This is a genomic window from Actinacidiphila glaucinigra, from assembly GCF_035918135.1.
Taxonomy (GTDB): Bacteria; Actinomycetota; Actinomycetes; order Streptomycetales; family Streptomycetaceae; genus Actinacidiphila; species Actinacidiphila glaucinigra.
Genome location: NZ_CP109144.1, coordinates 8621732 through 8644842 on the forward strand (window position 1 = coordinate 8621732; position 23111 = coordinate 8644842).

The 23111-nt window shown below is 73.8% G+C and carries 23 protein-coding genes; 10 read left to right on the plus strand and 13 right to left on the minus strand.

Features of this window, described 5'->3' with window-relative positions; genetic code table 11:
- Positions 1–58 precede the first annotated feature (58 nt).
- Positions 59–3331 carry a family 78 glycoside hydrolase catalytic domain gene (locus OIE69_RS39125; protein ID WP_326579875.1) on the plus strand — a complete coding sequence of 1091 codons (3273 nt, stop codon included), beginning with the start codon at positions 59–61 and terminating at the stop codon, positions 3329–3331.
- 107 nt (positions 3332–3438) lie between these two features.
- Here the strand turns inward: OIE69_RS39125 and OIE69_RS39130 are convergent, their stop codons facing one another.
- From OIE69_RS39130 to OIE69_RS39140, 3 genes are all read right to left on the minus strand, one after another.
- Positions 3439–3822 (minus strand): hypothetical protein, encoded by a 384-nt coding sequence (locus OIE69_RS39130; protein WP_326579877.1) that lies wholly within the window; start codon positions 3820–3822, stop codon positions 3439–3441.
- 97 nt (positions 3823–3919) lie between these two features.
- Positions 3920–5281, minus strand: coding sequence for an MFS transporter (locus tag OIE69_RS39135; protein WP_326579879.1), 1362 nt, complete (start codon positions 5279–5281; stop codon positions 3920–3922).
- A complete protein-coding gene (locus tag OIE69_RS39140) occupies positions 5278–5913 on the minus strand; it encodes a TetR/AcrR family transcriptional regulator (RefSeq protein ID WP_326579881.1) in 636 nt (211 codons plus the stop codon). Before OIE69_RS39140 ends, OIE69_RS39135 begins: the two co-directional genes overlap by 4 nt.
- Positions 5914–6024: 111 nt before the next feature.
- On the opposite strand from OIE69_RS39140, the gene OIE69_RS39145 reads away from it, so the two are divergent.
- A complete protein-coding gene (locus tag OIE69_RS39145) occupies positions 6025–6831 on the plus strand; it encodes a DUF6461 domain-containing protein (RefSeq protein ID WP_326579883.1) in 807 nt (268 codons plus the stop codon).
- 80 nt (positions 6832–6911) lie between these two features.
- On the opposite strand, the gene OIE69_RS39150 is transcribed toward OIE69_RS39145, so the two are convergent.
- From OIE69_RS39150 to OIE69_RS39160, 3 genes are read right to left on the minus strand one after another with little or no spacing between them, the layout of a single operon-like run.
- Positions 6912–8099: a CaiB/BaiF CoA transferase family protein gene (locus tag OIE69_RS39150; RefSeq protein WP_326579885.1), complete on the minus strand. Its 1188-nt coding sequence runs from the start codon at positions 8097–8099 to the stop codon at positions 6912–6914.
- A gap of 35 nt (positions 8100–8134) precedes the next feature.
- A complete protein-coding gene (locus OIE69_RS39155) occupies positions 8135–9085 on the minus strand; it encodes an ornithine cyclodeaminase family protein (RefSeq protein ID WP_326579887.1) in 951 nt (316 codons plus the stop codon).
- Positions 9082–9840, minus strand: a complete 759-nt coding sequence (locus OIE69_RS39160; protein ID WP_326579889.1) for an IclR family transcriptional regulator — start codon at positions 9838–9840, stop codon at positions 9082–9084. The genes OIE69_RS39155 and OIE69_RS39160 overlap by 4 nt, the downstream gene beginning before the upstream one ends.
- Before the next feature lie 99 nt (positions 9841–9939).
- On the opposite strand from OIE69_RS39160, the gene OIE69_RS39165 reads away from it, so the two are divergent.
- The 3 genes from OIE69_RS39165 to OIE69_RS39175 all read left to right on the plus strand — a co-directional run bounded on the left by OIE69_RS39165 (position 9940) and on the right by OIE69_RS39175 (position 12767).
- A complete protein-coding gene (locus tag OIE69_RS39165) occupies positions 9940–11250 on the plus strand; it encodes an amidohydrolase family protein (RefSeq protein WP_326579891.1) in 1311 nt (436 codons plus the stop codon).
- 121 nt (positions 11251–11371) lie between these two features.
- Positions 11372–11917 carry an Imm32 family immunity protein gene (locus tag OIE69_RS39170; RefSeq protein WP_326579893.1) on the plus strand — a complete coding sequence of 182 codons (546 nt, stop codon included), beginning with the start codon at positions 11372–11374 and terminating at the stop codon, positions 11915–11917.
- 154 nt (positions 11918–12071) lie between these two features.
- Complete coding sequence (locus OIE69_RS39175; RefSeq protein WP_326579895.1) at positions 12072–12767, plus strand: hemerythrin domain-containing protein; 696 nt, start codon at positions 12072–12074, stop codon at positions 12765–12767.
- Positions 12768–12799: 32 nt separating this feature from the next.
- Here OIE69_RS39175 and OIE69_RS39180 read toward each other — a convergent pair whose 3' ends face one another.
- The 4 genes from OIE69_RS39180 to OIE69_RS39195 form a co-directional block, all read right to left on the minus strand.
- Positions 12800–13258, minus strand: coding sequence for a GNAT family N-acetyltransferase (locus tag OIE69_RS39180; RefSeq protein WP_326579897.1), 459 nt, complete (start codon positions 13256–13258; stop codon positions 12800–12802).
- A gap of 191 nt (positions 13259–13449) precedes the next feature.
- Complete coding sequence (locus tag OIE69_RS39185; protein ID WP_326579899.1) at positions 13450–14244, minus strand: SDR family NAD(P)-dependent oxidoreductase; 795 nt, start codon at positions 14242–14244, stop codon at positions 13450–13452.
- A 103-nt stretch (positions 14245–14347) separates the two neighbouring features.
- Positions 14348–14926: a hypothetical protein gene (locus tag OIE69_RS39190; RefSeq protein WP_326579901.1), complete on the minus strand. Its 579-nt coding sequence runs from the start codon at positions 14924–14926 to the stop codon at positions 14348–14350.
- A gap of 61 nt (positions 14927–14987) precedes the next feature.
- Positions 14988–15653 (minus strand): maltokinase N-terminal cap-like domain-containing protein, encoded by a 666-nt coding sequence (locus tag OIE69_RS39195; RefSeq protein WP_326579903.1) that lies wholly within the window; start codon positions 15651–15653, stop codon positions 14988–14990.
- 128 nt (positions 15654–15781) lie between these two features.
- On the opposite strand from OIE69_RS39195, the gene OIE69_RS39200 reads away from it, so the two are divergent.
- The 3 genes from OIE69_RS39200 (at position 15782) to OIE69_RS39210 (ending at position 17138) form a co-directional block, all read left to right on the plus strand.
- Complete coding sequence (locus OIE69_RS39200; protein WP_089225586.1) at positions 15782–16066, plus strand: ribbon-helix-helix domain-containing protein; 285 nt, start codon at positions 15782–15784, stop codon at positions 16064–16066.
- Positions 16063–16452: a hypothetical protein gene (locus OIE69_RS39205; protein ID WP_326579907.1), complete on the plus strand. Its 390-nt coding sequence runs from the start codon at positions 16063–16065 to the stop codon at positions 16450–16452. The genes OIE69_RS39200 and OIE69_RS39205 overlap by 4 nt, the downstream gene beginning before the upstream one ends.
- Before the next feature lie 215 nt (positions 16453–16667).
- Entirely contained in the window at positions 16668–17138 is a 471-nt protein-coding gene (locus tag OIE69_RS39210) for an SPW repeat protein (protein ID WP_326579909.1), read from the plus strand.
- A gap of 94 nt (positions 17139–17232) precedes the next feature.
- Here OIE69_RS39210 and OIE69_RS39215 read toward each other — a convergent pair whose 3' ends face one another.
- On the minus strand, positions 17233–18456 hold the full coding sequence (locus OIE69_RS39215; RefSeq protein ID WP_326579910.1) for a cytochrome P450 family protein: 1224 nt from the start codon (positions 18454–18456) through the stop codon (positions 17233–17235).
- Between the two features lie 85 nt (positions 18457–18541).
- Here OIE69_RS39215 and OIE69_RS39220 point away from each other — a divergent pair, with 85 nt between their 5' ends.
- Positions 18542–19801: an FAD-dependent oxidoreductase gene (locus tag OIE69_RS39220; protein ID WP_392567698.1), complete on the plus strand. Its 1260-nt coding sequence runs from the start codon at positions 18542–18544 to the stop codon at positions 19799–19801.
- 52 nt (positions 19802–19853) lie between these two features.
- Here the strand turns inward: OIE69_RS39220 and OIE69_RS39225 are convergent, their stop codons facing one another.
- Positions 19854–20732, minus strand: a complete 879-nt coding sequence (locus OIE69_RS39225; RefSeq protein WP_326579912.1) for an alpha/beta fold hydrolase — start codon at positions 20730–20732, stop codon at positions 19854–19856.
- 299 nt (positions 20733–21031) lie between these two features.
- On the opposite strand from OIE69_RS39225, the gene OIE69_RS39230 reads away from it, so the two are divergent.
- The gene (locus OIE69_RS39230) at positions 21032–21700 is read left to right on the plus strand and encodes a TetR/AcrR family transcriptional regulator (RefSeq protein ID WP_326579914.1); all 669 of its coding nucleotides are present in this window, start codon (positions 21032–21034) and stop codon (positions 21698–21700) included.
- Here the strand turns inward: OIE69_RS39230 and OIE69_RS39235 are convergent.
- Complete coding sequence (locus OIE69_RS39235; RefSeq protein WP_326579916.1) at positions 21604–22902, minus strand: PP2C family protein-serine/threonine phosphatase; 1299 nt, start codon at positions 22900–22902, stop codon at positions 21604–21606. The two genes, OIE69_RS39230 and OIE69_RS39235, sit on opposite strands and share 97 nt — an antisense overlap.
- Between the last annotated feature and the right edge of the window lie 209 nt (positions 22903–23111).

Here is a 23111-nt window from a genome sequence, read left to right on the forward strand (position 1 = left end):
CACCGCGGCGCCCGACCCGCAGCACCCGCCCATCGAACCGCCGTCAAGGAGCACCCGCATGCCCCGACCCCCGCGCAGAGGAGCCCGGCGCAGCCCGGCCCTCGCCGTCGCGACCGGTCTCACCGCGCTCGTCACGATCCTGCCCACCGCCGTCACCGCGGAGGCCGGCGCGCCCGCGTCGCTGACCGCGACCGCCCTGCGCACCCAGAAGCTCAGCCAGGCCCTCGGCATCGACGACACCACCCCCGAACTGAGCTGGGCCCTGACCGGCCGCTCCACGGGGCTCGTCCAGACCGCCTACCGGGTCCAGGCCGCGACCTCGCCCACCAGGCTCCGGCAGGGCCGCCCCGACCTGTGGGACTCCGGCAAGGTCGGCTCCGCGGTCCCGCAGACCGTCTACGCGGGCAAGGAACTCGGCTCCCGCACCCGCGTCTACTGGCGCGTCATGCTCTGGTCCGCCACGGGCTCGCACGGCGCGGGCCACGCCGCCGACTGGAGCGCGCCCGCGTCCTTCGAGACCGGCCTCACCAAGAGCAGCGACTGGCAGGCCGACTGGATCACCAACGCCGACTGGCAGCTCGGCAAGCGCCAGATCACCCCCGTGGTCGTCGAACTGCCCCGCACCACCGCCCGTTACCTCCGCCTCGACGTCACGCGCCTCGGCCTGCCCCTGCAGGAGAACTTCCCCGACCGCGCCTGGCGCCTGCAGCTCGGCGAGATCGACGTCCGCGACACGGCCTCCGGCACCACCGGCCTCGCCAAGGGCGCCGCCGTCACCGCCTCGGAGTCCAACACCCTCCGCAAGACCTGGGAGCCGGCCCTCGCCGTCGACGGCCTCCCCAACAGCGCCCTCCAGACCGCCGCCGGCTACTCCAGCGCCGCGCACACCGGGCCGGACGTCTCCCAGCAGCCCGTCACGCTCACTCTCGACCTCAAGTCCGTGAAGACCTTCGACGAGGTCGCCCTCTACCCCCGCGCCGACGTCCTCACCGACGACGGCCGCGTTCCCGGCTTCCCCACCGACTACACCCTCGCCACCGCCGACACCCCCACCGGGCCCTTCACCCAGGCCGCCGCCGTCACCGGGCAGCAGCCGCCCGAGCCCTGGCTGCCGTCCGGACTGCCGCTGTTCACGAAGGACTTCGCCCTGCCGAAGCACGTGCGCAGCGCCCGCCTGTACGTCTCGGGCCTCGGCATCTACGACGCCACCATCAACGGCAGGCAGGTCGGCGACGCCGTCCTCGAACCCGCCAACACCACCTTCACCGAACGCGTCCAGTACGCCACCTACGACGTCACCGACCTGCTGCGCACCGGCGGCAACACCGTCGGCGTCTCCCTCGGCAACGGCATCTCCAACGTCGTCAGCACCGCGGACCGCTACCGCAAGCTCTACGGCAACATCAGCGACCCCAAGCTGATCGCCCAACTGGAGGTCACCCTCGCCGACGGCACCGTCCGCCGCATCAGCAGCGGCGACGACTGGCGCACCACGCTCGGCCCCACCACCTCCTCCAACTGGTACGGCGGCGAGGACTACGACGCGCGCCGCGCCGTCCCGCACTGGGACGAGCCCCGCGGCAGCCGCGCCGGCTGGGACGGGGTCGTGACCGTCGCCGGCCCCGGTACCGCCGACGCGCCCGCCCGGCTCAGCGCCCGCGAGACCGAACCGATCCGGGTCGTCGAGACCCTCACCGGCAAGGAGGTGCCCGGCGCCGAGGGCAGCCGGGTCTTCGACCTGGGCAGGAACATCGCCGGCTGGCCCGAGGTCACGGTGGCGGCACCCGCCGGGACCACCGTCCGCATCCTGCCCGCCGAGAGCCTGAAGGACGGTCACGCCTTCCAGTCCATCAGCAACGTCGGCGGGCCCCTGTGGGACAGCTACACCACCGGCGGCTCCGGCGCCGAGACCTGGCACCCCGAGTACGGCTACCACGGCTTCCGCTACCTGGAGCTCAAGGGCCTGCCCGCCGGGGCCACGGTGACCGTGCGCGGCAAGGTCCTGCACACCGACAACACCTCGGCCGGTGACTTCACCAGCTCCGACGACCTCATCAACGGCATCCACTCCATCATCCGCCGCTCCGTCGAGGGCAACATGATGAGCGTCCTCACCGACTGCCCGAGCCGCGAGAAGCTCGGCTGGCTGGAGCAGAACCAGCTCGTCTTCCCCACCCTCGCCGCGAACTACGACATGGAGTCCCAGCTCCGCAAGATCGTCCGCGACATGTCCGACGGTCAGACCCCCGAGGGCCTGATCACCTCCACCACCCCGGAGTACACGGCCCTGCCCGGCGGTTACCGCAACGACTCCAACTGGGGCGGCGCCTTCGTCCTCGTGCCGTGGCAGCTCTACACCACCTACGGCGACGAGCAGACCCTCGCCACGTACTACCCGCAGATGCGGAAGTACGTGACCTTCCTGGAGGAGAAGGTCTCCGGCGGCATCCTCGACTACGGACTCGGCGACTGGTTCACCCCGGACACCACCTTCCCCCGCGCGGTGGCCGGCACCTACGGCTACTGGCGCGTCGTCGACGCGATGAGCCGCATTGCCGCACTCCTCGGCGACCAGGACGCCGCGGCCGAGTACCGGGCCAAGGCCGACGCCACCGCCAAGGCCCTCGCGGACAAGTACTACGACCCCGCGACCGGTACCTTCGGAGGCGGCGGGCACGGAGCGGAGGCCCTCGCCCTCGACATGGGCGCCGTCCCCGCCGACCAGCGCGACCGGCTGCTCGGCCACTTCGTCGCCAGTGTCGAGGCGGCGGACTTCCACCTCAACCTCGGCGAGATCTCCCTGCCCGCGGCCTTCCGGGTGCTCTCGGAGTCCGGGCACGACGACGTGGTCGGCCGGATCGCCACCCAGACCACCAGCCCCAGCTACGGCTACCAGGTGCTGCACGGCAACACCACGCTCGGCGAGAGCTGGGACGGCGGGCCCGGCCAGTCGCAGAACCACTTCATGCTCGGCGCCATCGACGCCTGGTTCACCGCCCGCCTCGCGGGCATCCAGCAGGCGCCCGGCTCCATCGGCTACCGCGAACTCCTCGTGGACCCGGCCCTCGTGGCGGGCCTCACCTCCGCCTCCGGCTCGTACCGCACCCCCTACGGCGCGGTCAGCACCTCGTGGCGCCTGGACGGGGACGCGTACCGGCTGCGGCTGACCGTCCCCGCGGGCACCACGGCCGAGGTGCACGTGCCGGTGACCTCAGGTGACGTGGCCGCGCCGAGGGGCGCCCGCCTCGTCCGCTCCGGTGACGGTGAGCGGGTCTACGAAGTGGGCTCGGGCGACTGGACGTTCACCTCGATCTACCGCGCCGGCGCCTGACCTCGGGCGGTACGGCGTGCCCCGGCCGGCCGCACCTCCCCGTGCGGCCGGCCGGGGCGGCGGCGTTCAGCGGCCCAGGCGCTTGCGGTGGGGGTCCAGCGGGCACCTCAGCGATCGATCACCCTGGGCGCGTCCGTCGGCCAGGACCCCGTGCTGACGATGTGCTCGACGAGCCTGAACGCCTCAGTGACGGGGACGGTGTCCTCGTCCGGGTACTCGTCGTGCTGCCCGTTGGACAGGACGAACCCTTCGCTGGATCCCACGGCCTCCGGGTCCACGGCATGCTCGCCGGGATCTCCCTCTCCTTCGAGGAGCATCACCATCGCGCGCTCGGCATTCGTCACGAAGGCCAGCAATCGCCCCGACGAACTGGTCAGCCACGTCTCAAGCCGCATGCTGCCGATTCTCGACCGGAGGATCTCCACCACCGTCCCGGACTCCACGCGCGCAGGGTCGTCTTCATCGATCGCCCAGTGTTCAAGCACGAGCACGACGATCTCACGGTCGGATCCGAGAGCCGAGAGCCAGTGGCCCGGGGGAAGCGCAGCATGCGCCAGGTCTCCCAGCCGATGGGACGGTCGGCCCCGGCTACGCCCTTGCGGGCCGGGGCAGCAGCGACGCCGGAAGCAGGCCGAGGGCGGCGAGCGCGGCGAGGAGGAGCAGGGTGGTGCCCATCGTGGCGCCCGGCACCCCCGTCGCTCCCGTCGTCCCGGCAGCGACCGCGATGCCCAGGGTCGGCCCGACGTTCATCGCCGTCTGCTTCAGGCCCCCGACGACCCCGGCGTACCCGGGCGGCGCGTCGCCCACGACGGAGGCGGTGGCCGTCACCATGACGGTCGCGAAGCCCGCGCCGAGCACCGCGAAGGCGGCGGCCATGGCGGCCCACCCGCCGCCCGGCCCGGACCGCGACAGCAGTGCGATGCCCAGGACGACCAGGAGCGTGCCGCAGACCGCGGTACGCCGCGGCCCGTACCGGCGGAGCGCGGCACCCGCGACGGGTGCGCCGAGCACCATGAGCGCCGTCAGCGGGAGCACCCGCAGGCCCGTGGCCAGCGGATCGAGACGCAGCACGTCCTGCAGGTGGAAGGTGGCCCGGAACAGCGTGCCGAACAGCCCCGCGGTCGTCACCAGCAGGATCGCGACGGACGCCGCCAGGGGCACCGAACGGGCGACCGCACGGGGCACGTTGGGGTGCCTCGCGCGCCGCTCGTACGCGACGAGCAGCGCGAGGGCCCCGGCCGCGGCGAGGAGTTCGAGCAGTGTCCCGGTACCCGTCCACCCGCGCTCCGGGATGCCCGCCAGCGCGTGGACGAGGACCGCGAGCGCCGTCGCGAGCAGGGCCGCGCCGGCCAGGCCGACCCGCCCTCCGCCGTCCGCCGGCCGTTCCGGCGCCGGCACCCGGACGGCGAGCGTGAGCGCGGCGATCGCGAGCGCGACGGGGACGTTGATCCAGAACACGGCGCGCCACCCCAGGTGCGCCACGACGAGCCCGCCGAGGACGGGACCGGCCCCCGCGGCCACCGCGAGCGCGCTCGTCCGGACGGCGATCGGCCTTCCCAGCCGGTCCTCGGGGTACGCCAGCCGCAGCAGCGCGAGCGTCGCGGGCTGCAGGAGCGCCCCGAACACGCCCTGGGCCACGCGCAGCGCGATCACCCACCCGACGCTGCCCGCGACGGCGATCCCGGCCGACGCCGCCCCGAAACCCAGCACCCCCGCGCAGAGCAGGCGCCGGTGACCGAAGCGGTCCCCGAGGCGCCCCGCCAGCACGAGCAGGGACGCCACCGCCACCAGGTAACCGGTGCTGGTCCACTGGACCTCGGCCGCGCTCGCGCCCAGGTCGCGCTGGAGGCTGGGCTGCGCCACCAGCAGGACGCCGCCGTCCAGGGCGACGATCGCGGCACCGGCGGCGCTCGCCGCCAGGGCGTGCCGCCGCCGCGCGGGGGAGATCACGCGGGCACCGGCCCGAGGTGGGCGTCGATGACCGCCGTGACGAGTTGCTCGTAGCGCGGCGACTCCGCGCCGGGGCCGTCGGCGCCCAGGACGACCTGGAGACTGCCCCAGGTCCACAGCTGGACGAGACCGTGCAGATTCGACCAGAGGGCCGCCGCCGTCACAGCGGCGGGCGGCGCGGCGGCGGCCGTGGCGGCGTCCTGCTCCGCCCGGCACCGGACGACGAGGTCGACGATGGCCCGGAACAAGGGCAGCGACGTCTCCCGCAGCCGCGGGCCGCCGTCCGCCTGCGGCGCGCCGTCCAGCAGGTCGTGGCGGAACATCAGCTCGAACATGCCGCGGTGGTCCAGCGCGTACCCGACGTACGAGCGGGCGGCGGCCGCCAGTTGGGCACGCGGCGCGGCCGCGCCGGCGGTCGCGGTCGCGAACCGCGCGTGCAGGTCCTCGAAGCCGCGCCGGGCGATCGCCGACAGCAGGGAATCGTGGGTGGGGAAGTGGCGCCGCGGGGCGCCGTGCGACACCCCCGCCCGCCGGGCGATCTCGCGCAGCCCCACCGACGCGGTGCCCCCGGCCAGCACGAGGTCCACGCCGGCATCGACAAGTCGCTCCCGCAGGGAGCCGCCATCCGTCATGGACAGTGTCTACCAGTGGTCGTAGACACTGTCTACGGCGATGCTCGCGAACAGCTCCGACCTCTGGTCCGTTTCACGGCCTTGTCGGTGGCGGCAGGCAGGCTGCGATGTATGACCTCGGCGACCGCACATGACTACGCATGGATACGTTCCTCTCCGTTGTTCGGCTACGCGCTGGAGTGCGGGTACACCCTGACCCTGGCGCGGGGCGCCACCCCGGGGGAGGCGCTGCGAGTGATGGGGGCGGAGCCCCAGGGCGCATGCACGGGAGCCGACGCGCTGATCGAGCGGCAGGACGAACTGCGCGACCCGATGGACTACTGGGACGATTCCTTCGTCGCGGGCGCGTTCACCGTCCCGGGTGAAGGCGGTGACTGGACGCTCGTCCTGCACGTCGGAGAGGGGGGCACGGGGATGCAGCCGCGCTTCCTGGAGGCCCTGTCGGCGGGCGGGCGCGCCGTGGTGCACTCCAGCAACGGAGGCAAGCCCATGGACTTCTGTTACTGGTATGAGGACGGCGAACTCCGGACCACGTTCGAACGGCCCACAGTCAGGGCAGGCAGCACCCCCGATGCCCTCAACTCGTCGATCCGCGAGGTCGGCTGGGCACTGTCGGACGACGAATACGGGACAGGCGGGGGCGTCGACACCAAGGCCGCGGCCTTCGCCCTCGCCGAGCGGCTGACCGGGGTCCGGGTGACGGAGGAACTGCTTCGGGACGCCGAATACCAGCTCGGGCATGTGCCCGAGGAACCCGCCGAGGAGTGGACCGGCATCGTCATCGACATCACCGACGCCCATGGGGAACGCTTTTACATGGAAGTCACCCGTGACCAGGTCGAGAGCGCCTCGGCCCGTGCCCGGGCCGAGGCCGCGAAACCGATGGTCGTCCGCGGGCCTTCGTCACCCGCCCCCTGACCCGCAGTGCGCCGTGCCCGGGCCTGTGAGCTCGGGCTGGGTGACGAGCCGTCGCTCCGACGCGATCGCCGCGTGGTCGCTCAGCGGCCGCCTTCCGCCCCCTCCCTCGCGCCGGAGAACTCGGCGCGCACGGCCTCCGTGTGTTCGCCCAGCGCCGGCACCGCCCCCATCAGGCCCTCACGTCCGCGTACCGTCACCGGCGGCAGCAGCCCGGGCAGGGGGCCGGACGGCGTGCCGAACTCCCGCCAGCGGTCGCGGGCTTCGAGCTGCGGGTGAGCCGCGAACTCCGTGACCGACCGCAGCCGGGCGTTCGCGATCCCAGCGCTGTCCAGGCGCTCCAGGGCCTCGTCCGCCGCGAAGGCGTCGAGGTGCTCCTCGATGATCGCGGTGAGCTCGTCGTCGTGGGCGTGGCGCAGCGGATTGTCCGCGAAGCGCGGGTCGCGGGCCAGTTCGGGCCGCTCCAGCACCTTCTCGCACAGCGCGACCCAGTCACGGTCGCTCTGCACGCTGATGAAGACCTCCCCGCCGTCGCCCGCCCGGTAGTGGCCGTACGGCGAGATCGACGGGTGCCGGGCGCCGCTGCGGGCCAGCGGCGCGCTCCCGTACAGGCCGTGGAAGAGCGGCTGCCCCAGCCACTCGCCGAGCGCGTCGAGCATCGCCACGTCGAAGGCGCTGCCCTCGCCGGTGCGTTCGCGCTCGTACAGGGCGGTGAGGACGCCGGTGTACGCGTACATCCCGGCCGCGATGTCGGCGACGGAGATGCCGGCCCGCGCGGGGCTCTCCGGCGTGCCCGTGAGCGACACCAGGCCCGACTCGCACTGCACCAGCAGGTCGAACGCCTTCTTCGCCGCGTAGGGCCCGTCGTCGCCGTAGCCCGACACACCGCACCAGATCAGCCGCGGATGCCGCGCGCGCAGCGCCTCCGCCCCCAGGCCCAGCCGTTCGGCGGCGCCGGGGGCGAGGTTCTGGACGAAGACGTCGGCCTCGGCCAGGATCCGGTCGAGCAGCGCCCGGTCGGCGTCCTGCTTGAGGTCCAGGACCACGCTCTCCTTGCCGCGGTTGCACCAGACGAAGTACGCGGACTCACCCCTGGCGGCCTGGTCGTAGTCCCGCGCGAAGTCGCCGCCCGGCCGCTCGACCTTGATCACCCGCGCGCCGAGGTCCGCGAGCTGGCGGGTCGCGTACGGTGCGGCGACGGCCTGCTCCACGGAGACGACGGTGACGCCCTCCAGTGGCTGCCGCTGTGCCCGGTGCTGTGATGGCTGCAAGGTCGCGCTCCTGGTCTGCGTGCGGACGGGAACGTTCAGATGTCCACGGTCGTGCCCAGTCCCTCCGCGCGGGCCACGGCGTGGACGACGTGGGCGGCGGCCACGTCCAGCGCCGCGTGCCCCGTGGACTTGAAGACGGTCAGCCCGTCACCTCCGCCGCGGCCGGGGTGGTCACCCGCGAGCACCGAGCCGAGCAGGACGACCTCGCGGCCGGGGGAGAGGCCCTGCAGTTCGTGGGCCCCGGCCGGGGGAGGGGAACCCGCCGCGCCGGGCCATTCGGCGAACAGGGCGGCGTCCCTGACGGTGTCGGCGTCGATCTCGGGCCCGTGGGAACCGCCGACCGAGCTCACGTGCGTGCCCGGCGCGAGCCACGCGCGGCGTACGACCGGACGCGTCGCCCCGGTGCAGCAGAAGACGACGTCGGCCCCGCGCACCGCCTCCTCGACGCCGTCCGCCACTCGCGCCCCGGGGTGGCGGGCCGCGGTTTCACGGGCACCCCCGGGATCCCGGCCGGCGACGACGACCTCCGCGGCCGGATGGAGTTCCGCCAGCAGGGCGACCTGGGCACGGGCCTGGGCCCCGGTGCCGACCACGGTGTGGCGCAGCGCCCCCGGACGGGCCAGCACCCGCGCCCCGAGCGTGGCCGCCGCGGCGGTGCGCACCGCCGTCAGCGACTCGGCGTCCATCAGGGCCAGCGGGCGTCCGTCGTGCTCGTCGAACAACGCGACCATGCCCCGGTGCGCACTGCGCCCGGGGCGTGCCGGATCGCCGAACACCGACACCAGCTTCGCCGCCAGGCCCAGCCCCGGCACATGGCCCGGCATCGCGCCGAGCAGCCCGGCCGGGGTGCGCGCCGCGATCCGCGGCGGCGCCGACACCTCGCCGCGACTGATCGCGACGAGGGCCGTGGCCACGGCGTCCACGACGCGGCGCGTGTCGAGCGCGGTCCGGGTCTGCGCCCGGTCCAGGACGAGGACACCGCTCATGCCGTACCTCCCTGAGGGTCGGTCAGGACGCGCCGGAGCTCCTCGCCGGCGTCGCGCAGGGCCTGCTCCAGGGCCGGCAGCCGGGCTTCGTCGAACTCCGCGTCCGGCCCGACGACGGTCAGCGCGCAGACGGGCGCGCCCGGGCCCGGTGTCACGGCGCCGCTGATCGAGGCGACCAGCTTCTCGTTGCGCCCGCGCTCCACGGCGACTCCCGTTCGCTCGGTGCGCGCGATGTCCGCCAGCAGCCCGCCGTCCCCGTCGAGCGGGTACCCGTCGTCCTCCGCGGGACGCAGGTAGGGGGCGCGGGCCGCCGGATCGAGCGCGGCGACCAGTGCCAGCGGTCCCGCGAAACGGTGCACCGGCAGCGCCTCGCCCAGCAAGTGGCTGATCATGGCGAGCCGTTCCGGCCGGACGACGTCGATCACCCGCGCCCGGTCGGTCTCCAGCACCTGAAGGTTGACCATCATCCCCGTACGGCCGGACAGGTCCCGCAGCACCGGGCGGGCCAGGGCGGTCAGCGAGTTCCCCGCCGCGGCCGCCGACATGCGCAGCACGGCGGTGCCGGGCAGGTAGCGGTCCCCTGCCCGCAGCACCCAGCCCCTGCGCACCAGGTCCAGCAGGATCCGGTAGGCCGTCGCGCGGTGCAGGCCGACCTCGCCGGCCAGATCCGTCAGACGGACGGGACGCGGCGCGCGGGTGACGGCCTCGACCAGGTCGAGCGCCTTGTCCACCGCGGTACGCGGGGCCTCGGGCATCGCGGCCACTCCTTCTCGTTCCGCGGCGGCTGCAGTACAGTACCGAGCGTTTCGTCAGACAATACAGATGTTACGCAGTATGCAACAACCGAGGTGAGCATGGCCGACCAGTCCCAGGGCGCCCCCACCCCCTGTGCGGCGCCCGCCGCGGGCACGACCGCGGTCTACCGCGGCGCGACCCTCTTCGACGGCACCGGCCGCCCGCCCCGGTCCGCGACCACGATCGTCACCGACGGTCAGACGATCACGGCGGTCGCGCCCGACGCCGACCTCGCCACCCGGCTCCCCGGCGACGCCGTGGTGTTCGACCTCGACGGACGCTTCGTCATCCCCGGGCTGATCGACACCCACCAGCACCTCGCCACCCCGCCCGACCGGCCCGTGGCGGAGGCGGCACTGCGCCGCCACGTCTACAGCGGCATCACCGCCGTCCGGGACATGGCCGACGACCTGCGGCAGATCGGCGACCTCGCCCGCGCCACCCTCGTCGGCGAGATCCCCGGCCCCGACATCCGCTACGCCGCCCTGATGGCAGGCCCCGGTTTCTTCGACGACCCGCGCACCCACCAGGTTTCCCAGGGCGCCGTGCCCGGCGAAGTGCCCTGGATGCAGGCCGTCACCACCGCCACCGACCTGACCCTGGCCGTCGCCATGGCCCGCGGCACCTACGCCGCCGCCATCAAGGTCTACGCGGACCTCGACGCGGCCCTGGTCGCCGCCGTCACCGCCGAGGCCCACCGCCAGGGCATCCCCGTCTGGGCGCACGCCACCGTCTTCCCCGCGACACCCGGCCAGGTCGTCGCCGCCGGCGTCGACACCGTCTCCCACGTCACCCTGCTCGCCTACGAAGGCACCCCCGACGGGCTCACCAGCTACAAGACCAAACCTGCCGTCGACCACGCCCGGTTCGCCGCGGGGGACGACCCGCACCTGGACCGGCTCTTCGCCGCCATGCGCGCGCGGGGCACCGTCCTGGACGCCACCGCCGCCATGTGGGAGAGCGACGAACTCGCCGGCGAGGGCCCCGAGGACGCCGCCCGGGCCCGCGCCAACACCGAACTCGCCGCCGCCGTCACCGCCCAGGCCCACCGGGCGGGCGTCGCCCTCTCCACGGGCACCGACCACGAGACCGCCCCCGGGGCCCCCTTCCCCGCCCTCCACGACGAACTCGCCTTCCTCGTCGGACGCTGCGGCATCCCCACCGCGGACGTCCTGCGCTCCGCCACGCTCATCGGTGCCCGCGCCGCCGGCGCCGAGGCCACCATGGGCAGCGTCGAGCCGGGCAAGCTGGCCAACTTCGTGGTCCTGGACGAGGATCCGCTGCGCGACATCGCCAACCTGTGCAGCGTCACGCTGACCGTCAAGCGCGGACACCGCTTCGACCGCGCCGAGTTCGAGGAGTGCCGGTGAACCCCGCGCCCGTGATCGTCAACCCGCTGAGTCGGATGGACGACCCCGGCGCCGCGCGGCAGGTGGCGGCGCGGCGGGCGAACGCGCCGACACCTTCCCCTTAGTCGTCGACCTGCGCGACGTGGACCAGTTCGGGGAACCCGTCCGCCTGCTGGAACGCCGCGGCTACCGCTCCGAGCGCATCGAGGAGATCCTCGGCCGCAACTTCCCGGCCTACGCCTCCCGCGTCTGGGCGCAGCCTCCCGCGGGACCGCGGGACGGGACCCAAGGGGCGCCGCGCATGCGACTGACCGTCGATCCGGTGTACGGCGAAGTGGATCTCGCCGCGTCCGCGGAAGAGCTGGTCGCCCTGGCGGGCGCGGTGGGCGCGGGCGACGGGCTCGTCGGGGCGGCGGGGACGGCGGACGGCGACGCCCTGACCGGGGTCGGCGTCAGGACGGCGGCCGGTCCGGGGGTGCGGATCGAGGTCGACACCGCGCGGCGGATCCCCGTCATCAGCGGTGACCCCGGTGCAAGGGAGCTCCTGGCGGACAACCTGCGCGCCATGGCGGCCGCCGAGGACGGCGGTCACCTCCCCATCGACCACTTCCCCGAGCACCCCTACCCGGTCGAGGGATCGGTGTCCCTCGTGGTGAACAGCCCCCACGGCGGCATGCCGGCCTCGTGACCGGGGTCTGGGCAGGACCGGGCCGGGTTGACATTCGCGGCGGGGCGCGATTATGTACTTGACGAAGCAAGTATCTGGCTCCCGGGCCGGCGCTGCGTGCCCGCACCGCGCCCCCGGTCCGCCGCGGAACGTGTTTTCCCACCAGGAAGAGCAGATGAGCACCGACAACGCCGTGCCGATGGCCAACGTCAAGGAGATGCACGTCGTGCACACGATGTTCCGGCGGGAGTTCGGGCTGACGCCCGCACTCGTGCGGGGCGTCGCCGACGGGGACCTGACCCGTACCCGCATCGTGGCCGAGCACATCGACATCATGCTCTCCGCGCTGATCGGGCACCACGAAGGCGAGGACATCGGGCTGTGGCCCCGGCTCCTGGAGCGGGTCAGCGGTGAACTCGCCCCGCTGGTGCACGTGATGGAGGAGCAGCACGAGGAGTTGCACGCCGTCTGCGACGAACTGGCCTGGGCGGTCCGGAGCTGGCGGGACACCGGTGACGCTCTGCGGGGGAAGGAGGTCGCCGAGATCGCCGACCGTCTGAACCGCATCGCGTTCGAGCACATGCGGCTGGAGGAGGAGTCGATCCTGCCGCTGGCCGAGAAGCACATCACGGCCGCGGAGTGGGCCGAACTCGGGGCCCATGGCACGTCCAGGACGTCACCGGACCGGCTGGACCTCCAGTTCGGGATGACCCTCTACGAGGGCGACCCCGCCGTGATGAAGGGGCTCCTGAAGGGCGCGCCGCTGCGTGTCCGCGTGCTCATGCCGATGCGGTGCCGCCGCCGGTACCGCGCCTACGCCAGGAAACTGCACGGTACGGCCACGCCGCCCCGTGTCGGACGGCGCGGCTGACCTGACCGTAACGCTCGGACGGCCGCCGGAAATCAACCCCCGCCCACGGCGGCACGGGGCTCGCGCACCATGAACACGTCGACCGCGTCCTCGGTGCCGACGGTGAACCCGTGCCGCTCGTACAGCCGGCGCGCCGCACTGCCGCGCAGCACGTTGAGCCGGACCAGGACGCCGTCCCGGTCGCACCGGTCGAGCAGCGCGCGCAGGACGGCCGTGCCGATGCCGCCGCCCTGCAGACACGGGGCCAGGTAGAAGTGCTCCAGCCAGTGGGCGTCCCCGGCGGGCCGCAGGGCGACACAGCCGGCGAAGGCGCCGTCCACGTCGACGACCCAGGTGTGCTCCGGCGCGAAGGCGTCCCGCAGCCGCTGCCGTACGCGGTACGGGTCGTACCGCCCGAGCCGTTCCAGGTCGGCCCGCATCACCACGGCCCGCAGCTCCGCCACCGCCTCGACGTCTGCGGCCGCAGCCGGCCGCAGGTCCCAGTCCGTCATGATCGCAAGGCTACTGCGCCGCGCGGAGCGCCCACCGCCGCGTTGTTGCCGGAACGGCACCCACGCGGCGGGACCCTCGCCGACGGAGGCTCGCGCCGGCTCAGGCGCCCCTCGCGCTCCTCGACGGGGCGCCGGAGGACGCGGCCGCCAGGCCGCGGTACGCACGGCGTCGCCGGCCCGCTGACGTCCCCTCAGGGGACGATGGCGTCCACGCAGCCGCCGTCGACGCGCAGGGCGCCGCCCGTGGTGGCCGAGGCGAGGTCGGAGCTGAGGTACACCACCATGTTGGCGATCTCCGCCGGCTCGATGAGGCGTTGCAGCAGCGACTGCGGGCGGTGCTCGCGCATGAAGATGCGCTGCGCCTCCTCCCAGGGCAACTCGCCGCCGACCAGCCCCTGGACGAACTCCTCCACGCCCGCTGTACGGGTCGGACCGACCAGCACCGAGTTCACCGTGACGCCCGATCCCGCGGCCTTCTTGGCGAAGCCGCGGCCGAGGGCGAGCATGGCCGTCTTGGTCATGCCGTACTGGACCATCTCGACGGGGATCGCCACGCCGGACTCGCTGGAGATGTACTGGATGCGGCCCCAGTCCCGCTCCAGCATCCGCGGCATGTACATCCGCGTGAGGCGGACCGCGGACAGGACGTTCACCTCGAAGTACCGGCGCCATTCGGCGTCGTCGATCTCGAGTGCGTCCTTGGCGCCGTAGACGCCGAGGTTGTTGACGAGGATGTCGACGTCCGGGACCGCCTCGCGGGCCCGCTCGGCGCCTTCGTCGGTGGCCACGTCGGCTGCGACGGCGACGAACTCGCCGTCCGGCAGCTCGTCCCGCATTTCCTCGAGCGCCTGGTCCACCCGCTCCGGGTCGCGGCCGTTGACGCCCACGCGGGCTCCCGCGCGCGCGAGACCGGCCGCGATGGCCGCTCCGATGCCCTGCGTCGATGCCGTCACCAAGGCGGTCCGTCCGGTGAGGTCGATGCGCATGTCCGCTCCCTGGGGCGAGCCGGTCGGCGATCACGGCGGCAGAGTGTGCTCCTCCCAGTCTCCGCCCGGCCGCATCCCGCCGCGCGGTGAGCGACCGCCGTCGTCACCGGGCCCTGACGGCACGCCTCTCGGCGAGGAAGCGGTGGAGGGCCCAGGCCGCACCGGCCGCCGAGGCCGTCCAGACGACGGCCTCGGCGACGGCGATCGCCGGGGTGATGGTGAGGTGCGGCCGGGGCGGCAGGACGGCCATCTGGACGGCGGCACCGACCGGCACCGTCAACGCGGCCAGGAGGCCGGTCGGTCCGGGGCGCCGGACGGCCGCACCCGTCATGCCCAGCAGCGGTCCGAAGAACACCGCGAACACCGCCCAGATGAGGCCGTCCGAGCCGGCGTTCACCACGAGGTGGTCCGCCGCGTAGTACGTCGCCGTGGCGGCGATCAGTGCCAGCGGTCCGGCCAGCGCGCCGAGGGGCGGCGTCCCGGCGAGCAGGCCCGCGACCACCGCGAGGGCCGCCCAGGACCAGCCCGCGTCGAGCAGCAGGCTCAGGACCTTGGCGGTGGCGCCCCAGGGGGTGCCGGTGATCGGGGCGCCGAGCGCCGTGTACGGCGACGACAGCGCGTTGGCGAGCGAGGTGAACACCCCGAAGACGGCTCCCGCGGCCAGGCCCCCCATGATCTTCATGTCGGGAGGTTAGCGAACTGGCCGTCCCCGCACGGCCGTTCGGCGATCACCGTTCCGTGGATCAGCCGTCCGCGGCCTTCCGCAGGCTCGCGAGGACGGCGCGGGCCCCGGTGCCGTCCGGTTGCCGCCAGGAGGCGTCGACGTGCCCCAGCGCGTCGCCCGCCCCGCCGTCGGCGGCACCGGGCCGCAGGGCGCGCGTCACACGGAGGACCAGGCGGCCGGCCGGTCCGGCGTCGACGGTGACGTCGGTCGTGGCCTCCGGGCCGTCAGTGACGGATCCGGCGCCGGACACGGCCGCGTCCGCCGGTCCCGCGTAGTGGCGGGCGACGGTCGGGTCGGGCGTGTCGCTGACGCTCTGGGCCTGCGCCTCGGCCTCACCGCGCACCAGGGCGATCAACTGGGCCACCACGACCGGGTCGTGGGCGCCGTCGTAGATCCAGCGCCTGCCGAGCACCCCGTGCTCAGTGGTGCCGATGAGCGCGTCCTCGGCGCCGGCCCGCGGCGCGCCGCGGTAGGCCATGGGCACGTGGTAGGCGGTGCCGTCCTGGTCGGTGACCACCATGAACTCCACCCCCACCTCGCCCAGGGGGTCGTCCAGGCGGAAGCCGCCGGCCTTGGCGAGCTCCGGCCGCCGCCCCGACCCCGCGTACCAGGGCTGCCGGGGGAGCCAGTCGGTGAGCAGCTCCAGCTTGGTCGGCGTGAGTGTCGTGCGGTGGATGAGCGACATGGCCGGTGGAGCCTCCCCTGAGTCCGTGCGTGCTGCGGGACATCGTCCCATCCGGGTCCGACACGACGCGGTCGTCCGCCCGGGTGACAATCGTCGCCCGTCCGGCCATACATCGGTAAGGTGACCGTATGGCGAAACAGAAGGTCACCATCACCCTCGACGAGGACACCGTCGCCGCCGTCGACAAGCTGGCCGGCGGCCCCGGGGGCAACCGGTCCGCGTTCATCGAGGCGGCCGTCACCGAACGGCTCCAGCGCACCGAACGCGCCCTGCGCGCCGTCGACTGGCTCGCCGCCCGGGCCCGTCAGGACCACCCGGGCGAGTGGGAGGCCGCCCTCGAGGCCGTCGCCTCCGCCGACGCGAGGCGCGGCTTCGAGACCGCTCCTTCCGCCGACCCGGGTCAGGCGGCGTGAGCGGCGGGTACATCCTCGACCACACCGCCGTCCGGGCCCTGGCCCTGGGGCGGCCGTACATGGTCGCCCGGGTCATCCGCTCGGCGCAGACGGCGGTTCCGCTGTACGTCCCGGCGGTCCCCTTCGCGCAGGGCCTGACCGAGTCGGTCCTCGGTGAGGTGTACGAACGCCTCCAGGACGCCATGGCGGCACCGTGCTTCGTCTTCCGGGCACTCGGCGAGGCCACCTGCTGGTCCGTCGCGCAGATCGCTCACGAGCGCGCGACGGACATCGCCACCGCCCACGCCGCCCACCTGGCGCTCTCCACCGGCCTGCCGGTCCTCACCCAGCAGCCCGACGCCTACAAGCGCGTGGACGCCCGGATCGACACCGAGCAGATCGACTGACCCCGACCCGGGTCCCGCAGCGCTCGTGAAGCGCCCTGCCTGTGAGCCGGGTGTGCGCCCGCTGCTTCCTCGGGACCGGGACGAAGGGCCTGAACAGCGGGGAAAGGACCCTCGGACGGGCCCCTCGAACCTTCCTGCGGGAATCTCCACGTCTCGGCCGCCGCCACGTGGGTAAGTGTGGGGTGAAAGGTCCGAAATGAGTGGGGATGGTTTAGATGGCCTCTACGCGACCGAGTATCGAGCAGCACCCCGACCTGCTGGCGCTGCGTGCGGAGTACGAACGGACGACCGCCACCAACCGGGGCCAGGCGATCGAGGCGATGGGCCTGGTGACAGGCACCTACCTGGCGGCGTCCCCCTGGATCGTGGGCTTCAACGGCCTGTCGACGATAGCCGTCGGCAACCTGATCGCCGGCATCGCGTACGCCATGCTCATGGGCGGCGTGGGCAGGGCTTTCGAGCGCACCCACTCCATGGCGTGGGCCGCGGCCGTCATCGGGCTGTGGACGATCATCTCGCCCTGGTGCATCGCGGGGAACGTCAGCACGACGCGCACGATCGTCAACAATGTGGTCGTCGGCGTCATCGCGCTCCTGCTCGCGCTGGCGGCGGCCTCGATGCGGCCGGGCACCGGCCGCGGGAAGTCCTCGGACATGAGGGGCCCCACAGGGGGCGCACGCATCTGACCGGCTCCCGCCGGAATCCGCTCCGCCGGGCGAGCCCCTTGCGCGCTCGCCCGGCGGTCCGCGTGTCCGAGGTCCGAGGACCCCGGCGCCCGCCCTATCCCTGGGCGGAACCGAAGGTGACGGGCAGCCGCGAGGGGCCGCGCAGTACGCGCGGCCGCCAGCGCAGCTCCTCCTCCGGCACGGCGAGCGCGAGGCCGGGCAGGCGGCGCAGGGCGGTGCCGATGGCGATCCTGCCCTCCAGCCGGGCCAGCGGCGCGCCCAGGCAGTAGTGGATGCCGTGGCCGAAGGCGAGGTGGGCGTTGTCCGCCCGTGTGACGTCCAGGCGGTCCGGGTCGGCGAACCGCGCCGGGTCGCGGTCGGCGATGGCGGAGGCGACCAGCACGGTCGCGCCGCGCGGGATCGCCACCCCCGCGATGGTCAGGTCCTCGCGGGCGAAACGCGCGATGCCGGGGTTGACCGGTCCGTCGTAGCGCAGGAACTCCTCGATCGCACCGGGCAGCAGCTCCGGGTCCTCGCGCAGCATGCGCAGCTGCTCGGGGTGGGTGAGCAGCGCCGCGATGCCGTTCCCGATGAGGTTGACGGTGGTGATGTACCCGGCGACCAGGAGCAGGAAGGCCATCGAGATCAGTTCGTGCCGGTCCAGCCGCTGCTCGTCGTCGTGGGTGGCGATCAGGGCGCTGAGCAGGTCGCCCCCGGGGTGCGCCCGCTTGGCGTCCAGCAGCGCGGTGAGGTAGCCGTGCATCTGCTGCCAGGCCGCCTCGATCTTGGCCGGGTCCGGCGGCTGGGGCCCCTGGAGGACCATGTCGTCGGTCCACCGCTGGAAGTCGAAGCGGTCGGAGACGGGCACACCCAGCAGTTCGCTGATGACCGTGACCGGCAGCGGCACCGCGAAGTCCTCGACGAGGTCGGCGCGCCCGGCCGGGACGATCGCGTCGAGGAGTTCGTCCGCGATGGCCTGGACGCGCGGCTCCAGTTCGGCCACGCGCCGGGCGGTGAACGCCTTGGAGACCAGCCGGCGCAGCCGGGTGTGGTCGGGCGGGTCGGCGCGCAGCATCGTGCGGATCATCGACTCGCGCTCGGTGGTCGGCAGCCGCTCCATGAGCCGCGGGTCCGCAGCGTCCCGGACGTCGCTGCTCAGCCGCGGGTCGGTGAGGGCCGCCAGGCCGTCCTCGTACCGGGTGACCAGCCAGGCCTCGAGTTCGCCCTGGATGACCGCGCGGCGGACCGGGCCCTCCTGGCGTAGCTCCCGGTAGAGGGGGAAGGGATCCGCGACGAACGCCGGATCGGTGAAGGGCAGGGTGACGGGCTGCTGGCTCATCAGGCCTCCGGGAGTGCGTGGCACTTCATGACGGCATCAATGTGCACCGTTCAAGGGTAATGTGTCCGGTTATGTCGAGTCGGGGATGGCGGTGGAGGGCGGGGTGACGGAGCGGACCACGTGCTGTGTGGTGGGCGGCGGCCCAGCGGGCATGGTGCTCGCCCTGCTGCTGGCGAGGGCGGGGGTGGAGGTCACCGTCCTGGAGAAGCACGGCGACTTCCTGCGGGACTTCCGCGGCGACACCGTGCACCCCTCGACCCTCGCCCTGCTGGACGAGCTCGGCCTGGCCGAGCGCTTCGCCGCGCTGCCGCAACGCCGCCTCACCACGGTCCAGTTGCCGATCGGCCCCGGGCGGTCCCTGGTCACCGTCTCGGACGTCGGCACACTGCGCGGCCCGTACAACTACGTGGCGATGGTGCCGCAGTGGGACCTGCTCGACCTCCTGGCGGAGGAGGCGGGACGCGAGCCGGCGTTCACGCTGCGCATGGGCACCGAGGCGACCTCCTTCCTCGAGGAACGCGGCCGGATCACGGGCGTGCGCTACCGCACCGCGGACGGCCGCGAGGGCGAACTGCGGGCCACCCTGACCGTGGCCTGCGACGGCCGGGGCTCACTGGCGCGGTCGCGGCCGGAACTGGGCCTGCGGGAGTTCGGCTGCCCGATGGACGCGTGGTGGTTCCGGGTGCCACGGCACCCGGGCGACCCGCAGGGGCTGGTGGCCGGGGTCGGCGACCGCTTCCTCACCGCGATGATCGACCGCGGCGAGTACTGGCAGTGCGCCACGCTGATCCCCAAGGGCAGCGACCCCGACCGCCGGGCCGCGGGCCTCGACCGCTTCCTCGCCGCGTTCTCGGCCGCCGTGCCCTGGCTGGGCGACCGCGTGCGCACGGTGCGCTCCTGGGACGAGGTCAAGCTCCTCGACGTACGCTGCGACCGGCTGGAGCGCTGGCATCGCCCGGGTCTGCTGTGCATCGGCGACGCCGCCCACGCGATGTCACCCGTGTTCGGGATCGGCATCAACCTCGCGGTCGAGGACGCCGTCGCCGCCGCCCGCCATCTCGTGGAGCCGCTGCGCCGCGGCGGTGTCGGGCTGCGGGACGTCCGCGCCGTGCAGCTCCGCCGGTGGCCGACCGCGGCCGCCACCCAGGCACTGCAGCGCCTGGCCCACCGCCGCTTCATCGCCCCCGTGCTGGCCGGAAACTCCCCCCTCGGCGACGCCGACCGCGCCGGGCGGCTCGCCGGCCTGCTCAACTCCACGCCTTGGCTCAAGCGCGTGCCCGCGTACTTCATCGCCTACGGCGCCCTGCGCGAGCGCCCGCCCGCGGCGTCGCTGCGGAAGGCGTAGGCCCCGGCCCCTGCCCGCAGGCGTCGGCCGGGGCCGGTCAGGGCGTTCGGGCTCAGATGCCCCTGGCGGCGTTGCGGGCGATCGCGTCCACGACCGCCGGCCACACCTGCTCCGGCAGGTCGTGGCCCATGCCGGGGATCAGCAGCAGCTCGCTGCCGGGGACCGCGGCCGCCGTGGCCCGGCCGCCGCTGCGGTCGACCAGGGGGTCCTGCTCGCCGTGCACGACCACCGTCGGCACCGTCACCGACCGCAGTCCCGGCGTGCGGTCGGGGGAGGCCAGGATCGCGGCGTACTGGCGCAGGTAGCCCTCCGGCCGGTACGCGCGGTCGTAGGCGGCGGTCACCCGCTCGCGCAGCTCCTCGGGAGCCGGCGGGTAGGCGGGGGAGCCGATCACCGCGGCCCGTCGCACCGCCTCGTCGATGACGGCCTCGCGTGTCAGGGGGACGCCGTTCGAGCCGGGCATCGCCGCGATGGCCTCCGCCGAGGCGCGGCCGACCGACCGGTCGCCGGTGGTGGACATGACCGAACACAGCGACAGCACGCGGTCGGGGTGGTCGATCACCAGCTGCTGGGCGATCATGCCGCCCATCGAGGCTCCGACGACGTGCGCGGCGTGGATGTCCAGCGCGTCCAGCAGCCCGACGGCGTCGTCGGCCATGTCGGCCAGCAGGTAGGGGACGCCGGAGGGGTCGCCCGACAGGACGGCGCCGATGTCCGGGACGGGGTGCTCGTCGAGACCGGTCGACAGCCCCGCGTCCCGGTTGTCGTAGCGCACGACGAAGAAGCCGCGGTCCGCGAGCGCGGTGCAGAACTCCGTCCGCCACAGGGTCATTTGCGCACCGAGGCCCATGACGAGCAGCAGCGCCGGATCGCCGGGGCTGCCGAAGGTGTCGTACTCGAGCTCTATTCCGTTGGACTTCGCGCGCGGCATGCGGTGCTCCTTGGGGGCTCGCGGGGGGTCGGCTCATACCGTCCAGTCGGTACGATAGCTGCGCCGTCCCCGCTCGGCACCCCCACCGCCGGCGCGCCGCGCCCCCGCGGGCCGCGGACGCACCGCCGGTCCGCGAGCGCCCCGGCGACGTACATGCTGCCCCCCGGCCTCCCGGGTCCGCACCCCGGTGCGGAAGTCGTCCGTGCGGCGAGGCGAGAGGTCGTTACATTACGCTTCTGTAATGTAACGGCCGCCATCGATGGCATGGAGCCGGCCCCCGGGTGCAGAGAGGACCGCGGATGAGCGGAGAGGACCGCGTCGAAGGCGTCGGTGACGGCAAGGAGGCCGGCCGCGGCGCAGGCTCGCGTGCCGGTGGCCGGCCGCGGGACCCGGCGATCGAGGAGGCGATCATCCGGGCGACGCGCAAGCGCCTGGTCGCCGACGGGTACGCGCAGATGACCATCGGGGACATCGTCGCCGACGCCGGGGTCACCAGGCCCACGCTGTACCGGCGTTGGGCCAACAAGTACGACCTGGTCGTCGACGCCCTCCAGTACGGCTTCCGTGCCCAGCGCGAGGCGTACCCGGACGTCGACATGGACGCCCTGCCCGCGGTCGAGGCGTTCAGGGAGGCCGTGCGCCGGCTCGACCCGCGCTACCACAACAGGGGCGCGATGGCCCTGCACGGCAACTTCATGGCCGAGGTCGAACGCGCCCCGGGTCTGCTGGAGCAGTTGCGCGAGCACGGCGTGGGGCCCCGGTGCGAGGAACTGGCGCAGACCCTGCTGCGCCTTCGCGAACGCGGCGAGGTCCGCGAGGACGTCGACCTCGACACCGTCGTGACGCTCTGCTTCGGCAGCTACTTCGCCGACTACCTCCGCACCGGCGGTTCCGGTGCGGACGTCGCGGACCGCGTCGTCGGCACCCTCTGGCCCGCCATCGCGGCGCACCCCTCCGGCTCCGGCTGACCGGGCTCCGGGACGTACTGCACGGCCACCAGCGCCACGTCGTCGTTGAGCCGCCCGTCCGTGTGGCGGAGCAGGTCCGCCATGACGTCCCGGAGCAGGGACTCCGGGTCGCACGTGGCAGCATCCCGCGGGATCCCGCGGTCGGCCACGGAGTAGAAGGCGCCCGAGCGGTCGCGGGCCTCGGCGAGGCCGTCGGTGTAGAGCAGGAGCAGGTCGCGCGGGGCGAGCGGGAAGCAGTCCTCCCGGTACGCGGCGGGGCCGAGGCCGGCCAGCCCGAGCGGGGGCGCCGGCGCCGGGCCCGCCGGCGCGGTGATCAGGCCGTCCCGCAGCAGCAGCGGCAGGGGGTGCCCGCAGCTGACCGTGCGCACCAGCCCGCCGCAGGGCGGGAATTCCACCAGCAGCGCGGTGATGAACCGCTCCGGTGCGTGGGCGTCGGTCGCGGACGCCTCCGCCACGTGCCTGCGCACGCTGCCCTCGAGCGCCGCGGCCAGGGCGGGCAGGGTGCGGTGCTGGTGCACCGCCTCACGGAAGGCGCCGAGCAGCGCCGCCGTGTCGTCCAGCGCCTGCAGGCCCTTGCCCTTGACGTCGCCGATGAGCAGCCGGATGCCGTACGGCGTCCGCGCCGCGGCGTACAGGTCGCCGCCGACCTCGGCCATCCTCTCGGCCGCGCGGTACGCCGAGGCGACCTTCAGATCCTCGATCCGGCGGGGGAGGGGCCGCAGGACGACCTGCTGCGCCGCCTCGGAGATCGCCCGCAGCTGGCTCGCCTCCCGGCGGTTGCGGTCGCGGGTGCTGCAGAAGGCGACGAGGAAGGCGGAGACCGCGACCAGGGCGGCGATGTGCGTCGGCAGGATGGGGGAGCGGAGCAGGCCGTCGTGGACGTCGCAGATCACCGCGGCCACCAGCGACAGCGCGGCCACCGCGGAGGTGGCGCGCGCCGTCGAGATCGCTGCCATCAGGGCGGGCGCCGCGATGAGCAGGGACGCCAGGTGCACGTCGGAGGGCGCGACGAAACCGATCGTCGTGATGATCAGCACGAGCACGACGGGGGCGCCCACCTCGGACAGCCGCAATGCCTGCCAGGACCTGGACCGCTGCCGCCTTCGGGGTGCCGTGCGGCCCCCGGCGGGGCGGCCGTGAGGTGTTCCCGCGGCGACCGGGACGGGTGCGGGCCGCCCCGCACGCCGGATGAGCTTGTGCACCGGCCTGACCTCCTCGCCTGGCCCTCCACCTCGCGACGGGGGCGCGAGCGAAGGTGGACATTTCATTACATCTAGGGACTGTAACGTTAACGCGCGGTGCGGGGATTCCGTGCGGTCGAAGCAGGTTGCATTACAAGTGTTGACCGTAAAGAAACCTGCTGCCACGCTGGCTCCGACGGGGTGCGAGGGTCACCCCGGGCGCCGAGGAG

Excerpts from the sequence above, each read along its gene's own strand:
- OIE69_RS39190 (WP_326579901.1), bottom strand. The coding sequence starts at position 14,926 with ATGAAGATCATGGGGGGCCTGGCCGCGGGAGCCGTCTTCGGGGTGTTC.
- OIE69_RS39185 (WP_326579899.1), bottom strand. The coding sequence starts at position 14,244 with ATGCGCATCGACCTCACCGGACGGACCGCCTTGGTGACGGCATCGACG.
- OIE69_RS39225 (WP_326579912.1), bottom strand. The coding sequence starts at position 20,732 with ATGCCGCGCGCGAAGTCCAACGGAATAGAGCTCGAGTACGACACCTTC.
- OIE69_RS39155 (WP_326579887.1), bottom strand. The coding sequence starts at position 9,085 with ATGAGCGGTGTCCTCGTCCTGGACCGGGCGCAGACCCGGACCGCGCTC.
- OIE69_RS39125 (WP_326579875.1), top strand. The coding sequence starts at position 59 with ATGCCCCGACCCCCGCGCAGAGGAGCCCGGCGCAGCCCGGCCCTCGCC.
- OIE69_RS39175 (WP_326579895.1), top strand. The coding sequence starts at position 12,072 with ATGAGCACCGACAACGCCGTGCCGATGGCCAACGTCAAGGAGATGCAC.
- OIE69_RS39160 (WP_326579889.1), bottom strand. The coding sequence starts at position 9,840 with ATGCCCGAGGCCCCGCGTACCGCGGTGGACAAGGCGCTCGACCTGGTC.
- OIE69_RS39140 (WP_326579881.1), bottom strand. The coding sequence starts at position 5,913 with ATGACGGATGGCGGCTCCCTGCGGGAGCGACTTGTCGATGCCGGCGTG.
- OIE69_RS39180 (WP_326579897.1), bottom strand. The coding sequence starts at position 13,258 with ATGACGGACTGGGACCTGCGGCCGGCTGCGGCCGCAGACGTCGAGGCG.
- OIE69_RS39165 (WP_326579891.1), top strand. The coding sequence starts at position 9,940 with ATGGCCGACCAGTCCCAGGGCGCCCCCACCCCCTGTGCGGCGCCCGCC.
- OIE69_RS39145 (WP_326579883.1), top strand. The coding sequence starts at position 6,025 with ATGACCTCGGCGACCGCACATGACTACGCATGGATACGTTCCTCTCCG.
- OIE69_RS39195 (WP_326579903.1), bottom strand. The coding sequence starts at position 15,653 with ATGTCGCTCATCCACCGCACGACACTCACGCCGACCAAGCTGGAGCTG.
- OIE69_RS39200 (WP_089225586.1), top strand. The coding sequence starts at position 15,782 with ATGGCGAAACAGAAGGTCACCATCACCCTCGACGAGGACACCGTCGCC.
- OIE69_RS39215 (WP_326579910.1), bottom strand. The coding sequence starts at position 18,456 with ATGAGCCAGCAGCCCGTCACCCTGCCCTTCACCGATCCGGCGTTCGTC.
- OIE69_RS39210 (WP_326579909.1), top strand. The coding sequence starts at position 16,668 with ATGGCCTCTACGCGACCGAGTATCGAGCAGCACCCCGACCTGCTGGCG.
- OIE69_RS39220 (WP_392567698.1), top strand. The coding sequence starts at position 18,542 with ATGGCGGTGGAGGGCGGGGTGACGGAGCGGACCACGTGCTGTGTGGTG.
- OIE69_RS39230 (WP_326579914.1), top strand. The coding sequence starts at position 21,032 with ATGAGCGGAGAGGACCGCGTCGAAGGCGTCGGTGACGGCAAGGAGGCC.